The 442-nt window shown below is 71.7% G+C and carries 2 pseudogenes; both read right to left on the bottom strand.

Annotation, left to right across the window (positions count from 1 at the left end):
* Window positions 1–267 (bottom strand): annotated as a pseudogene (locus ADK60_RS24910) (electron transfer flavoprotein subunit alpha/FixB family protein); the annotation flags it as partial.
* Between the two features lie 45 nt (window positions 268–312).
* Window positions 313–442: pseudogene (locus tag ADK60_RS43815) on the bottom strand (electron transfer flavoprotein subunit beta); the annotation flags it as partial.

Genomic DNA, 442 nt, shown 5'->3' with positions numbered 1-442 from the left:
CGCGGCCGCGTCGGCGGCCTTGGCGATCTGGGCCAGCGCGTCCACCTTCGGGACGACCAGCTGGTCGGCGAACTCGGCGCCGTCGGCGACGTACACCTTCGCGGCGCCGTACTCGGCGGCCTTGGCGGCCAGCTCGGCCGCCTTGTCACCGGCGCCGAGGACGACCGCCGACGGCTCGCCGATACGGCGGGCCAGGGTCAGCAGCTCCAGGGCCGGCTTGCGGACCACGCCGTCGGCGTGGTCCACGAGAACCAGGATCTCAGCCATGATTCATTGCTCCTGATCGATCGTTGGATGCGCGAACGGGTGGGACTAGATGAACTTCTGGTCGGCGAGGAAGCCCGCGAGCGCCTTGCCGCCCTCGCCCTCGTCCTTGACGACCGTGCCCGCGGTACGCGCCGGACGCGCCGTCACCGACTCCACCGCCGTCCACGAACCCGCC

It is taken from the genome of Streptomyces sp. XY431, from assembly GCF_001279805.1.
Lineage (GTDB): Bacteria > Actinomycetota > Actinomycetes > Streptomycetales > Streptomycetaceae > Kitasatospora > Kitasatospora purpeofusca.
The sequence above is the reverse complement of the archived record's forward strand: the minus strand, read 5'-3'. Positions and strand labels throughout refer to the sequence as shown.